Annotated in this window: 10 protein-coding genes; 4 read left to right on the forward strand and 6 right to left on the reverse strand. The window is 65.2% G+C overall.

All coding sequences use genetic code 11. The features are described 5' to 3' along the window. Positions 1 to 16: 16 nt before the first annotated feature. The 5 genes from FPZ24_RS10655 to FPZ24_RS10675 all read right to left on the reverse strand — a co-directional run bounded on the left by FPZ24_RS10655 (position 17) and on the right by FPZ24_RS10675 (position 6546). Positions 17 to 1426, reverse strand: coding sequence for a glycoside hydrolase family 28 protein (locus tag FPZ24_RS10655; protein ID WP_146571827.1), 1410 nt, complete (start codon positions 1424 to 1426; stop codon positions 17 to 19). Positions 1427 to 1515: 89 nt separating this feature from the next. Continuing rightward, the gene (locus tag FPZ24_RS10660) at positions 1516 to 2262 is read right to left on the reverse strand and encodes a FadR/GntR family transcriptional regulator (RefSeq protein WP_240047422.1); all 747 of its coding nucleotides are present in this window, start codon (positions 2260 to 2262) and stop codon (positions 1516 to 1518) included. A gap of 20 nt (positions 2263 to 2282) precedes the next feature. After that, positions 2283 to 3551 carry an alginate lyase family protein gene (locus FPZ24_RS10665; protein WP_146571830.1) on the reverse strand — a complete coding sequence of 423 codons (1269 nt, stop codon included), beginning with the start codon at positions 3549 to 3551 and terminating at the stop codon, positions 2283 to 2285. Then, positions 3551 to 5416 carry a hypothetical protein gene (locus FPZ24_RS10670; protein WP_146571832.1) on the reverse strand — a complete coding sequence of 622 codons (1866 nt, stop codon included), beginning with the start codon at positions 5414 to 5416 and terminating at the stop codon, positions 3551 to 3553. Before FPZ24_RS10670 ends, FPZ24_RS10665 begins: the two co-directional genes overlap by 1 nt. Beyond that, positions 5413 to 6546: a glycoside hydrolase family 88/105 protein gene (locus FPZ24_RS10675; protein WP_146571834.1), complete on the reverse strand. Its 1134-nt coding sequence runs from the start codon at positions 6544 to 6546 to the stop codon at positions 5413 to 5415. Before FPZ24_RS10675 ends, FPZ24_RS10670 begins: the two co-directional genes overlap by 4 nt. Positions 6547 to 6799: 253 nt before the next feature. Between FPZ24_RS10675 and FPZ24_RS10680 the strand changes: the two genes are divergently transcribed. From FPZ24_RS10680 to FPZ24_RS10695, 4 genes are all read left to right on the forward strand, one after another. Beyond that, on the forward strand, positions 6800 to 9907 hold the full coding sequence (locus FPZ24_RS10680; protein WP_146571836.1) for a TonB-dependent receptor: 3108 nt from the start codon (positions 6800 to 6802) through the stop codon (positions 9905 to 9907). An 82-nt stretch (positions 9908 to 9989) separates the two neighbouring features. Then, entirely contained in the window at positions 9990 to 11201 is a 1212-nt protein-coding gene (gene manD / locus FPZ24_RS10685; RefSeq protein ID WP_146571838.1) for a D-mannonate dehydratase ManD, read from the forward strand. Between the two features lie 4 nt (positions 11202 to 11205). Continuing rightward, positions 11206 to 12249 (forward strand): LacI family DNA-binding transcriptional regulator, encoded by a 1044-nt coding sequence (locus FPZ24_RS10690; protein WP_146571839.1) that lies wholly within the window; start codon positions 11206 to 11208, stop codon positions 12247 to 12249. After that, positions 12246 to 13298, forward strand: a complete 1053-nt coding sequence (locus tag FPZ24_RS10695) for an alginate lyase family protein (protein ID WP_146571841.1) — start codon at positions 12246 to 12248, stop codon at positions 13296 to 13298. The genes FPZ24_RS10690 and FPZ24_RS10695 overlap by 4 nt, the downstream gene beginning before the upstream one ends. A gap of 8 nt (positions 13299 to 13306) precedes the next feature. On the opposite strand, the gene FPZ24_RS10700 is transcribed toward FPZ24_RS10695, so the two are convergent. Further along, the gene (locus tag FPZ24_RS10700) at positions 13307 to 14161 is read right to left on the reverse strand and encodes a DUF4861 family protein (protein WP_240047423.1); all 855 of its coding nucleotides are present in this window, start codon (positions 14159 to 14161) and stop codon (positions 13307 to 13309) included. Positions 14162 to 14168 lie beyond the last annotated feature (7 nt).

A 14168-nucleotide genomic window follows, 5' to 3' on the forward strand; every position in this document is an offset into this window, starting at 1 on the left:
CTGTCACTCCGATCATTCACAACTTTGCGACTGGCGCCCCGTTGACGTGGACGCGGTCGAGCGAGAGGCCGTTGGTGAAGGCGATTTTGCTCGGCGTCGTCACCCCGTCGAAATCGCAATCGCGCAACCGCACGCGCTCGATCGGCGCGCCGGGCAGCCCCTGCGAGTCGAGCGCCATCACCGATCGCCGCGCCGTCAACCGATCGACCGTCACGTCGCGCAACACCGGCACGAAGCCCCCTTTTGCGCCTTCCTCATAATTGAAGTCGCACGCAATCACCGCTTGCTTGACCTCGCCGACCGCGATGTCGCGATAGTGAAAACCTTCGAGAACACCGCCGCGCATCGCGTTGTTTTTGAAGCGGATCGCATAGTCCAGATTGGGGCTGTCCATCGTGCAACGTTCGGCGAAGACGTTGCTGACGCCGCCCGAAATCTCGCTGCCGATCGTGATTCCGCCATGTCCCTCGCGCATCCGGCAATGGCGGATGACGAAGTTGCGGCTCGGCATCGCAACGCGGCGACCATCTTCGTTGCGGCCGGACTTGATCGCGATGCAATCGTCGCCGGTATCGAAGGTGACATTATCGATCAGCACGTCGGTACACGATTCCGGATCGCAGCCGTCGTTGTTCGGACCATGCCCCAAAATGTCGAGATTCCGCACGATGACGTTGCGCGACAGCACCGGGTGGACTTGCCAGAACGGCGCACCGCGTAATTTGACGCCCTCGATCAGGACGTTCTCGCACAGGTACGGCTCGATAAAGGCGGGGCGGAGCAGGTCCTGGGCGCCGAACACGCGTTTCTCGACCGGCGTCCTGGCTTCCGCCATCTCGAACAGCCGCCGCCGCGCCGCGCGTTGATCGGGCATGCCGTCGCGCCAGCCGTTATCGACCGTGCCTTTCCACGGCCCTTTCCACGACCACCAGTGCCGATCGCTCGCCTGGCCGTCGAGCGTGCCGGCGCCGGTAATCGCGATGTTGCGCTTACCGTGCGCATAGATCAGCGGCGCGAGCCCCATCATCTCGACGCCTTCGAAGCGCGTGAGGACGGTCGGGAAATCCGCCGGGTCGGTGCTGAAGGCGATCGTCGCGCCCGCAGCGACGTGAAGTTCGACATTCGACTGAAGTTCGATCGGCCCCGTAAGAAACCGACCGCCTGCAACGATCAGGCGACCGCCGCCCCGCGCCGACAGATCGGCAATGGCGGTCGCGAAGGCGCGACCGTTGAGCGTGGTCCCGTCGCCCTTCGCGCCGTAGTCGGTAACCTTGGCCGACCGCCCGGGAATCCGCGGCGGCCGGATGCGCCAGACGATCTTCCTTGCCTGATCCCACGGATCGCCGCCGAGCGCGCTGGCGCGAACCGGCACTGCCGCGAGAGCGACTGCGCCACTGGCGATGACTTCACGCCGATCGAACCGCATCGCACCCTCCCCGTTGTACGGCGTGCAATCTATCGACGGAAACCGGTGTCATCAACCCGCCCGTAAAACGCGAAGACTACGGCTCCAATTTAGATTTGGGTGCGATCCTCCGCTTCGAACGCACCGCGGATCAGTTCGTGGCGCTCCATGCTCTTGTACATGTGCGCACGCGCGGCGTTGCGGGCGGCGGCGGGATCGCGTTTCCTGATCGCCGCGAAGATCGCGGCATGGTCGTCGGCGATGGCGCGGATATATTCCTCGCGCGGCACCCCGTCGCTGTTGCGCAGGTACACGGTGCGCGGCGGCACCAGCCGAACGCCGAGGAATTCCGTGAAGCGAACGAAATAGTCGTTGCGCGTCGCGCCGGCGATCGCGGCGTGAAAGGCGGTGTCGGCGTTGACCGCGACATCGACATTCTCCGACGCGATCAGCGCTGCGATCGCCGCGTCCATGGCATCGAGATCCCCGTCGTCGCGGCGAGCCGCGGCGAGGCCCGCCATCTCTTCCTCCAGCGGCGTGCGCATTTCGAACAGGCGATGGACGTCGTCGATCTCGCTCAGTTCGTCGGGGGTGATCTGGAACGCCTGATAGCGCGCGCTTTCGGCGACATAGGCGCCCGACCCGCGACGCGAGACGAGCAGTCCCTTGGCCGACATCCGCGCGAACGCCTCGCGCACGACGGTGCGGCTGACGCCGGTGCTGTCGACCACCGCTTTCTCGCTCGGAAAGCGCGATCCCGGCGGCAATTCGCCCGACAGCACGCGACGTTCGAGGTCGATGACGAGCTGGTCGGCGAGTTTGGCGCTGTTGCTGGCGGCGGTCATCATGGTCGTCATAGCATCGAAGCCGGTCTGTCCTATCGGGAATTCGACCGTGGCTGCGCACGGTATTGCAACGCGAGCGCGGGCGGCGGCGCGTTGTGCGGGTAGGTCGCCCGCCCCCACGCCCAATTGGCGCGCGTCAGCAGCGCGTCGACCTCGTCCGGTTCTGGACGAATTTCCTTGTACGGCCATGCGGCGACGTTGCCGCGATAGGCCGCAAGGAAGTCGGTTGCCGACCGTAGCCCACGCCCCGCCGCATCGCGATAGTTCCACAAATCGTACCCAAGGCACCCGGCGATCTCCGCCACGTCAAAGGCGGGCGTCAGCGCGTAGATCGAATAATGCAGGCTGCGCGTGCGGGTCAGCTCGGCGGGGAGCTTGCCCGACGGGTCGAACTGCACCGCGATGCGCTTGGCGGGAAACGCTTCGACGACCGCCCGCGCGATCTCCGGCCGCCGGGCGAACAAAGCGTAATATGCGAGCTGATCGTCGAACCAGATGCCGTGATTGTTGGTCGCGGCGTCCTCCGCGCGGCCGGTCGGGCTCGTCATCATCCAGTCGATATAGCGGCCGAACCATTGCTCCAGCCGCCGTCCCTCGTCGCGGGTCAGCACGTGCGACGGCGCGATCAGGCCGATGGCGTCGATGACGGGCTGAAACGCGCTGGTGTCGAGCACGCCCTCCGCCCGCCCGTCCTCGCGCCCCGGCACGCCCTGCGCGAAGCGGGCGTTGGGGTTCATCGCCGTCGCGGGATCGAGAAACCAGGTGCGGACAAGCGTCGCCGCCTTCACCGCATAGCGGCGGTCGCCGGAATAAAAATAGGCCAACGACAGCGTCGTCATATCGTCGCTCATGCGGCCGATCGCGGTACGGTCGAACGCCGACGTGTCGCGCTGCGGATTGATCTCACCGTCGCGGCGGACATAGGGCAAGCCGTCGGGCTTGGCCGGGTCGGGCCACCAATAGGGCGCGATGCTGCGATAGTCGTGGCGATCGCTCGACGGCGGCAGAACGGTCTTGTCCATCACCGATCCGGGTCGATGCGTCAGGGCCGCGTCGGCACGACGGATCAGCACGGCGTACGCGGCTTTTAGAGTCGGATCGGTCGCGAGCGACGCCTTGATCGCTGTCAGTTCGCCCGGCTTGAGGAAGAAGGTCCGGCGCCCGCCAAACGCCGCCGCATAGCCGTCCACACCGCGGCAAGTTTGCGAACCGGCCGACAATCGCGCGAGCGGCGCGGTTTGGGCAGCCGCCGACAGCGGTATCGAAACTGCCAGCGCGAGAAAGGCGACACACCGAAACATCAGGGCGTCGCTCGATAGTCGATCGTCCACCCCATCCGCAGCGATCGGCCGGCTGCGAGGCCGTCGCGGCGACATTTGACGGCCGTGCGAAACGCCGCGTTCGGTGCGCGATACGTCGGCCCCGCCTCCCCCGCATTGCACGATCCTAGCCCATTCGCGGCGAAACCCGTCACTCGTCCCTCACCGAACGTTACCGCACCAGCCGAGACCGCGCGCGGCGCAGTGGAAAACGTCGCGAATTCCAGATCGATATGGTCGATCGCCGTGCCGGACGCGACGCTGATCGTGTCGCTGCGCGCGATCCGCCCTGGCGACAGTACGTAGCGCGTGACGATCGACACCCGCCGATCGTCGACCGCATCGTTGCCACCCATCCGGTCGAGTGCATCCTGTCGCCACGTTATCGTCGTCGTCGCGCCGGTTCGCGACACGCGGATGTCCTTGAACCAGGCAAGCGGCATCAGCACCGTGCCGTCGGTCAGCGTGATACGCGGCACAAGCTGCGGAAAGCTCGTATCGGCCGCACCTTGTAGCAGCCCGGGCGAAAACGGGATCGGGAAATAGGGATTGTGCATATGCTGCCCCTCCGCCCCGTCGATCGTCGGCAGGCCGATCACCGTGCCGCGATCGCGTACCGTCACCAGCGCGCGATCGTACGTACCGCGCGCGAACCACGTGGTGGTCGATCGTGGCAGCGCGTCCAGCCAGCGTCGGTAGTCGGCGGCCGTTACCGGCGGCCGGTCGCGATAGCCCAGGCCGTTCCAGATCGCGTTGGTGTAGAGATATTGCCGCGCCAGGCTGAGATTTTCGCCGAAGATGCGATGCTTGCCGCGATACGTGTCGGTGCGGCGGCCGTCGTCCCACATATCGACCGACCCCGTCGCCGGATCGGTCCAGAAATCGGCATAGCGCGCGGCGATCCGGCTCGAAAAGGCATAGGCCATGTCCTGCTCGGTCGGCGTCAGCACCTTGAACCGCGCCGCCGCAGTCAGGACTTCGAGGAAACAGGTTTCGCCGTACGGCCCGATGCTGCGGCCATATTCGAAACCTTCGCCGGTTTCGTTGAATCGCGGCAGCATCACATCGACCGACCGCCGCAACCAGCGCAACACGTCGGGCGTCGGCTTCATGTCGGTTTCGATCAGCCGCTGCGCGATCTCGCCGATCAGCAGCACACTGTACCGATCGAACCGCCCCTTCCCCTCGGTTTCGTCGGCGAACCCGTATTGTCCCGAATAGCGCCGGTAATGGTCGATCATGCGAGCGAGTAGCGCGTCGCTCGACGTCGCATCCTCCCAGCCCAGCAGATAGCGTAACCGCGCGATTGAGAAGGCGACGCCGTAATAGTTGTTGGGCAGATCGATCAGCGTCAGATCGGCGCGCACGAACCGTCGCCAGTCGAGCGAGATGCGCAATTTGGCGAGCGTCGCGGGGCGAACCGCGCGGTCGAACAGCCCGGCTTCGCGCAGCTTGTTGAGCGCGGACGCGTAGTAATAGATGCCCCAGCTCTCGTTCGGATCGTCCACGGTCAGATCGGCAATGTCGGCGAACTCGGTCAGCCGCTGCGCGAGCATCGGGTCGTCGCGCTTCGTGTCGAGCAGGCGATACGCCATCATCGCGGCGATCTTGCCCGGCAGGAACTTGTCGCCGCTTTCGAAGACCTTGACCCCGCCCAGCGTCATCGCGCGGCGCTCGCGCAGCAAACGATCGAGCAAGGCGTTGGTCTGCGGCATGATGCGGCCCTCGACCGTGTCGTTCATCGGCGCGACGTTGGCATAGACCGTCGCGGATTGCTCGGCACGGCCGCCAGTGGAGAACGAAGCGAGCAACGGCAGCGCCGTCAGCGCGACGGCGAGGCGCTTCATCGCCAGTTCTTTTTAGTCAGGTCGTAGAGCGCGGTGCCGGCCAGCACGAACGCGCCCGCGCCATAGAATTGAGTGTCGGTACGCGCCACCACGTCCGGCCGATCGCTGACCTGCTGCACCCAGCCGAGCATGCCGTCGGGCTGGATCGCCTGGCCGAGCGCGGACCAGCCCTTGATCGCGGCAGGCAGATAGGTCTTGCGATCGAGCAGACCGAGATCGACGCCGCGCGCAAAGGCGTAGACGAAGAACCCCGTACCGCTCGTCTCGGGCAACGCATCGGGACCGTTGTCGAGCAGCGACGGCGCCCAGTAACCGTTGGGCCGCTGCAGCGTGAGCAAGCGCGCCGCCATTTCGCGGAACAAGGCGACGTAGCCTGCGCGCTCGGGGTCGCGCGGGTCGAGCGTCTCGATGATCCGCACCAGTCCCGCCATCACCCAGCCGTTGCCACGGCTCCAGAACAGCTTGCGCCCCGCCGCGTCGCGCCGATCGAAGAACCGACTGTCGCGGAAGAACAGATGCTCGGATGGATCGAACAGATACGCCTTGGTCGCCGCGAACTCCGCGTGCGCGAACCGGGCGTAGCGATCGTCGCCGGTCGCCTTGGCCAGTTTGAGCATCGTGGGCGGCGCCATGAACAGCGCGTCGCACCAGCACCAGCGCGTCGTGCACGGCGGATCGCCGCCGGCTTCGTTCGGGACGAAAGCCAGCGCGTTACGCGGCGGGTTCGCCAGCAGATTGTCGAAATAGGCGCGCATCGGCGCGATCGCGGCGTCCCCCGCGCCGTTGCGCGACGCCCACAACCACGCTTGCCCGATCAGTTGATCGTCGGCGTGGAAGGGCCGGTCGCCGAGCCGCCATTGCTGCCCCTGCCCCAAATCCAGCAAGGTCTTGCGGTAGCGTGGATCGCGGTCGGCAAGCGCGGTCAGCGCCACCCAGAACGTCGCCTGCTGCCAATCGCGCGGATTGCGCGCGCTCGCGCGGCCCGCGAGCGGAACGCCCACCGTGTCGCGATGCGCGATCTGCCAATCCGCGACGCGTCTGGTCGCCGCCAAGATATCCGCCGGACGCGGCATCGTGGCCCGCGCGTCGGCCGCGGCGACGATCATCAACGGTAGACCCAACGCGATCATCGACGCCTTCTCCCTTGCCACGCGGTCCTAATGCATCACTGTCGATCAGGCCGAGTTGTATGTCAATTCAGCGTGAAGCTATCGTTCTGACAGCTCGAATTGCAACGCTTAGAACCAAAAAATCAAAAGCTGTATTACAAATTTGCCGATTTTGAGTTGACATCGGGCCGATCTCGGCGATGCTGGGACTGACACCGGTAGCAACGCTCTCGCAAGAGTCGAGCGAATGCCGGGCGATTTAGGGAGGCACCTGATGACGAAAGTTGGATTGCGCAGTGGCGTAGCGATTGGCGCGTTGCTGATCGCGGCACCGGCCTGGGCGCAAGACGCACCGGCACCGCAGACGAATGCGACGCCGAGCGCGGAGGCTCCTGCGGTGCCCGACAGCGACATCGTCATCTCCGGCTTCCGCCAATCCTATGCCGACGCCCTGCGCACCAAGCGCGACTCCGCGCAGATCACCGATTCGATTTCGTCGGACGGTCTCGGTCGCTTCCCCGATCTCAACGTCGGCGAAGCGATCCAGCGCATCCCCGGCGTGCAGATCAACCGCGAGGCCGACGGCCGCGCCGCGACGATCAGCCTGCGCGGCCTGCCCGGCACGTTCGCGCGCACGACGCTGAACGGCGCGGGCTTCGCCGATCCGATCCTCAACGGCTCGACGCCGCTCGGCGCATTCAACTCGGATATCTTCACGTCGATCACGGTCATCAAGTCGCCGACGGCGGCCGATCTGGCGGGCGGGCTGTCGGGCAATATCGACCTGCGCATCGCTCCCGCTTTGTCGCGCAAGGAAGGCGGCTTCATCAAGGTTTCGTATGAATACAACACGCTCGGCAAGCTCGGCACGCCCGCGACGACGATCGGCTATAATGGGCGCCTGAGCGACAATTTCGCGGTGTTCGGCGTGTTCGCCTACAAGCAGGAGAAGTTCCGCCGCGATTCGATCACCGTGAACAGCTGGAACAACAAGCTCGGCTCGATCCAGGTCGGCAACCAAGCCGTGCCGGGATCCAACCCGGTCTATGACGCGCTGATCGCGCAATATCCCGGCGGCATCTATTACCCCAGCCAGACGCGCCAGCTCGTCCGCTTCAATTCGGGCAACCTGTTCACCGGCGCAACCGGCTTCGAATGGAAGCCCACACCCACGCTCAAGATCGGCGCGACGGGGTTCTACACCCAGCGCAATCTCGACAAGTCGCTGAATTTCCTCCGCTATATCGACGCGGGGCCGGGCAACAACACCAACACCGCACTGACCGCGACCTCGGCGGTTTCGCACCTAACCCAGATCGGCACGCCCTATCTCGCGACGTCGCCGAGCGGCCAGCGTGCGTACATCAACAGTTTCTCGGCGGAGAACATCAACACGTTCGACTCGATCCGGTCGGAGCCGGGCAAGCAGCGCACCTATTCGATCACGCCCAAAGTGGAATTCGACAATGACGTCTGGCGGCTGAACGTCCAGGGCACCTATTCGCGCGCCAAGGTCGTCTCCAACCAGATCGAGCTCGACATCGTCCAGAACCCGTATCGCAACCTGAACGCGGCGGGGCTGAACGGCATCACCACGTCGGTCTATACCGGCGGCACCGATCTGTCGGGCTACACCGCCGTCCTGAACACGCCGAACGCGTCGCACATCCCGGTCGGCGGCTATCCACTGCCCGCGCCCGCCAACGCGGCGACCCAGAACGGCGCGCAACTGCCTGGTACCGCGGCTGGCACGCTGGGCGACCGGTTCGGCGCGACCGGCACCAACGGCATGAGCGAGAACCAGCTCGACGCGTTCCAGATCGACCTGACGCGCCGGTTCGAGGGCAACCCGTTCCTTTCCAGCCTGCAGATCGGGTTCCGCTACGAACGCCTCAACTACCTCTCAACAGGTTCGCGCAACACCGCATTGGGGGCGAACACCGGCGCCATCACGCAGGCGATGTCGCAGCAATTGTCCTACGCCAGCGACTTTTTCGGCGGCAAGGCGCCGGGCTACAGCGCGAATTGGCGGACGCTCGACGTCAACCAGGTGCTGGCCGCGATCACCCCGGTCAACACCGCGCCGCGATCGACGAGCAATCCCAACGGCCTGCCCGCGCAGTTCGCGTTCGACCCGAAGCTGGGCGTTTTCCTGACGCCCTATGGCCTGGTCAACAATTACTGGGATCCGAACTATTACAACAACAATTTCAACAACGAAAACAAGATCCTGTCGCTCTACGGCATGGGCAATTTCGACTTCAAGCTCGGTAGTGTACGGATCAGCGGCAATGTCGGCCTGCGTTACGAACGGACCAAGAATCAGGTCAACGCGCTCGATTGCGCCAATTGCAGCTCGACCAACGCCAACGCGCCGCTGCCGATCAACCACAGCCTGCTGACACGCACGTTCAATCGCACCTACGATTACTGGCTGCCCTCGGCGATGTTCAAAGCCGAGCTGACGAGCAAGCTGGTGCTGCGTGGTGCCTATTACAAAACCTATGTCCGGCCGCAGCCGCGCGACACGACGCCGATCACCTTCGTGCAGGAACCCGTTGCTCCCGTCCCGCCATCGGTCGTGCCGACGGTGTCGCCCTCCTACACCGTCACGCTCGGCGCGCCGTCGCTCAAGCCCTATACCGCGACGTCGTTCGACGCCTCGCTCGAATGGTATAACCGATCGGGCAGCATCATCGCGATCGCCGCCTACCAGAAGAACGTGAAGGGCTATATCGGGCCGATCACCGACAAGAACGTGCTGTGTCCGGCCGACGGCCGTTTCAACGGCATCGACTACGGCCTGGGCGCTCTACAGGTCGTCGGTCCCAACTGCCGCACCACGCGCACGTTCATCAATCCGGCCGGCGCGCAGGAAACCGCGGTAGTGCTCGTCACGGGCAACATCAACCAGTCGCCGATCCGGGTCCGCGGTCTGGAATTCTCGATCCAGCAGAATTTCGATTTCCTGCCTGGCTTCCTCAAGGATTTCGGTGCCGCCGCCAACTATTCCTACACGACGATCTCGGGGACCGACGTGAACGGCAACAAGGTCACGTTGCCGAGCGTGTCGAAGCACAACATCAACCTGATCGGCTTCTACGAAACCAAGCTGTTCGGCGTGCGCGTGGTGTTCAACCGTCGCGGCAAATACGACCTCGCCGCGGGCAACAGCTTCGTGGGCGATGCGCGCTCCGTGAAGGCACGCAGCCAGCTCGACGCCTCCGCGACGCTCAACATCACGAAGTGGATCTCGCTGTCGGTCGATGCATTCAACCTTACCGATGCGACTCGGTCGGAATATGAGAGCGACCCAATGCTGCCGCGGCGTATCGACTATGACGGCCGGACGTTCCAGGCGACGATACGGGCATCGTTCTGACGCGTCGTCCGTTCTCAAGCGGGCCGAGCGACGATCGTCGTCCGGCCGGTGACGGACAGGTTGAAGGTATAAGGGGAATTTGATGCTCAGGATCACCGGGGCTAAAGTGATTGTCAGCTGCCCGGGGCGGAACTTCGTCACGCTGAAGATCGAAACGAGCGACGGCGTCTACGGCCTGGGCGACGCGACGCTCAACGGCCGCGAACTGTCGGTCGTCAGCTACCTGACTGATCATGTCATCCCCTGCCTGATCGGCCGCGACGCGCACCGCATCGAGGACATCTGGCAGTATCTCTACAAGGGCGCGTACTGGCGGCGCGGGCCGGTGACGATGAGCGCGATCGCGGCGGTCGATACCGCGCTGTGGGATATCAAGGCCAAGGTCGCCGGGCTACCGCTCTACCAGTTGCTCGGCGGCGCATCGCGCGAGGGCGTGATGGTCTACGGCCATGCAAACGGCACGACGATCGAGGAGACGGTCGAGGCGGCGCGGCGCTATCAGGCCGAAGGATACAAGGCGATCCGCCTGCAGTCGGGCGTGCCAGGACTGGCATCGACCTATGGCGTGTCGAACGACCGCTATTTCTACGAGCCCGCCAATGGCAACACTCCGCATGAAAATGTGTGGTCGACCGAGAAATATCTCCGCTCGGTCCCGCCGTTGTTCGAAGCGGCACGCGAGGCGCTGGGCTGGGATGTCCACCTTCTCCACGACGCGCACCATCGGCTGACCCCGATCGAGGCCGGGCGACTGGGACGCGAGCTCGAACCGTTTCGCCCGTTCTGGCTGGAGGACGCGACGCCCGCGGAGAACCCCGACGGCTTCCGCTTGATCCGCCAGCACACCACCACCCCGCTCGCAGTGGGCGAAGTATTCAACTCGATCTGGGACGCCAAGCAGCTGATCGAGGAACAGTTGATCGATTATATCCGCACGACAGTCGTCCACGCCGGCGGGATCACGCATCTGCGCCGCATCGCGAGCTTCGCCGATCTGTACCAGGTTCGCACCGGGTGCCACGGCGCGACCGACCTGTCGCCGGTGTGCATGGCGGCAGCGCTGCACTTCGGGCTGTCGGTGCCCAATTTCGGCGTGCAGGAATATATGCGGCACACCGAATTGACCGATCAGGTCTTCCCCCACGCCTACACGTTCGAAAACGGCATGATGCATCCGGGCGATGCGATCGGGCTGGGCGTCGAGATCGACGAGGATCTCGCCGCGAAGCACGAATACAAGCGCGCGTATCTGCCGGTGAACCGGCTCGAAGACGGTACGATGTGGAGCTGGTGACGCGATGGGCGGTCCCTCCCCTGTACCGGCGCGATCCCGCGGCAATCTGACGATCAACGACGTTGCGCGCGTGGCCGGCGTGTCGAAGAAGACCGTCAGCCGCGTCATCAACCGCGAGACGCAGCTCAAAGCGCGGACCCGCGAGCATGTCGAAGGCGTGATCGCGATGTTGGGCTACACGCCTAACCCCCAGGCGCGCGCGCTTGCCCTGGGTCGCAACTTCCTGATCGGGCTGGTCCACGACAACCCAAACGCGCAGACGGTGATGAGCGTCCAGCAGGGCATATTGGAAGCGCTGCGCGACACCGAGTTCGAAATGATTGTCCGCCCGCTCGATCGCGGATCACCGACGATGCTCGACGAGTTCCGCGACTTCATCGAGCGCCAGCGGCTGTTCGGCGTCGTACTGATGCCGCCGATCAGCGAGAACGACATGCTCGCGCGGCTCTGCGAGGAGGCCGGTTGCCGCTATGTGCGGATGGGGTCGACCGCGCTCGACACGCCCGACCGCATGGTCGCCTCCAACGACCGCGAAGGCGTGCGTACGGCGACCGACTATCTGATCGGGCTCGGCCATCGCCGCATCGCGCTGATCGCCGGTCCGCAGGGTTTCCGATCGGCGCGCGAACGCCGGATGGGGTTCGAACAAGCGTTGGGCGATGCCGGGATTGCGCTGCCGTCGTCCTGGGTGGCGGAAGGCGATTATCTGTTCGGTTCGGGTGTCGCCGCCGCCGAGCGACTGTTCGCGCTCGAGCCGCGACCGACCGCGATTTTCTCGTGCAACGACGAAATGGCCGCCGGCGCGATCCACGCCGCCCGCGCGCAGGGACTGGACGTGCCAGGCGACCTGTCGGTGATCGGGTTCGACGACAATCCGATCGCCGCGCATATGTGGCCGCCGATCACGACGGTGCGCTGGCCGATCGCCTCGATGGCGCGATCGGCGGCGCTGAAGCTGGTGTTCGAGCGCAGCCAAGACGGCGCGGACGAGCCGTCGCTTTTCCTGTCGACGCTCATTCGCCGCGGATCGGTGGGAACGCCACGATGAGATGGACGACAGCCTTGTTCGCCAGTGTCGCCGTGGTGGCACCCGTCCAGGCATCCGCCGCGTCCGATTATGCCGTGCTCGGCCCGCGCTTCGCGGCCGGTAAGGCGGGCAGCGATGTCGGTCGCGCCATCATCGCTCGCGCTCACGCCGCCCTCACGCGGCCGCCCGGCGCGATCCCCAGGCTCCACACGGAGGGGACGCTGCCTGGCAAGGGCATTCGCGAGATCAGCCTGGTCGCCAAGCGCGACCAGCCGATCGTGCTCGACCTGGCGATGGCGTGGCGACTGACCGGCGACCGCGCATTCCTCGCCCAGGCCGGCCGCTATCTCGATGCCTGGGCGAGCATCTATGAGGTGTCGCTCAATCCGATCGACGAGACCGGGTTCGACACGCTGATGATGGCCTACGACCTAAGCCGTGCCGATCTGCCCGCCGACCAGCGCGCGCGGATCGATGCGTTCTGGCGACGGATGGCGACAGGGTATCTCGAGGCGATGGACTCGCCCGCGCTCGGCCATGCCAACACCAACTGGCAGAGCCACCGCGTGAAGCTGGCGACGATGGCGGCGTTCGAGACCGGCGACCGCGCACTGATCGATCGCGCGCGTGCCGCCTATCGCAACCAGATCGCGGCAAACCTGCGCGCCGACGGCTCGACCTTCGATTTCGAGGAACGCGACGCGTTGCACTACGTCACCTACGATCTCGAACCGCTGATGATGGCCGCGCTCGCCGCCAACGCGCATGGCGAGGATTGGTATAGCTGGGCCGCGCCGAGCGGGGCCAGCCTGCCGAAATCGCTCGATTGGCTCGCCCAGTTCGCGAACGGCACGCGCACGCATATCGAGTTCGCCAATTCCAAGGTCCAGTTCGACCGCGACCGCGCTGCCGCGGGGCAGGACGAATACGCGCCGCATCCGTGGAAGCCCGAGGCCGCTCTAGACACGTTCTGGACCGCGCGGCTGCTCGATCGGCGGTTCGCGCCATTGGCCAACACGCTCGCCGCGAACGCCAAGCGGCTGCCGGCCGCCTGGCTCACGCTATATTGAAGTAAGCGTCACCGGCGCGGGTCGAAGTCCGGCTGTTGTGCATTCACATAGGCTTGCCATTCGGCCTTGGTGTGGAAATCGAGCCCTCTGCTCCACGCCCCGCCGGTATAATAGACGAACGGCTTGCCCGGTGTGACGCGCACCAGCACCAGGTAGTTGTCGAAATCCTGCGTGAACCCGACGATCGCTGCGGGATCGACCATGACCGCGACGCCCATCGCGCCCTTGTCGGGCTCCTCGCCGCTCCACCACGTCATCCGACCGCGCGCGCGATCGGTCACTAAGGTCCCGATGTCGGTAAGCGATACGGCATGCTTGTTGATGCCGATCCCGACGATCAGTTCGCCGGGGCGGCTCGACGTCATCGTCGAGACCATCCGGGTGAAGTTCATCCCCACCGGCAGCGTGAAGCGCCGCGTCTCGGTCACCGTCCGCGCCGTATCGACCGGCCAAGCCGCGTAGTTGACGTCGAACGACGCGACGTCCGGCCCGTTCTTGAGGATGCGATAGCTGCGATAGTTGCGCGATACCCAGAGCTTGTTGTCATACCAGATGCCGAGCCCGCCGCCGCCGCGCGACGTGCCGACTTCGAAGAAATCGAGCCCTTCGCCATGATAGCGATGCTGGTCGCCGCCGTGTAGCTGGCGCTCCATGAACGGCCAGCGCACGTTCTTCCCCCAGACGTCGATGCCCGACGACGATGGCGGTTGCTCCTTTTCGAGCGCACGGCCGTAAATGCGATGCGCGATGCGGTCGTTTTCGAACAGCAGATCGTCGAACCGATACGGCGCCAGCGCGACGGTCGCGCGCGGGGCGCGGGCGGCGCCGACCGGTGCGGGTAGCGGATCCACGACAGCGGGCATGGCAGGC

The sequence above is a fragment of the Sphingomonas panacisoli genome (assembly GCF_007859635.1).
GTDB classification, from domain to species: Bacteria; Pseudomonadota; Alphaproteobacteria; order Sphingomonadales; family Sphingomonadaceae; genus Sphingomonas; species Sphingomonas panacisoli.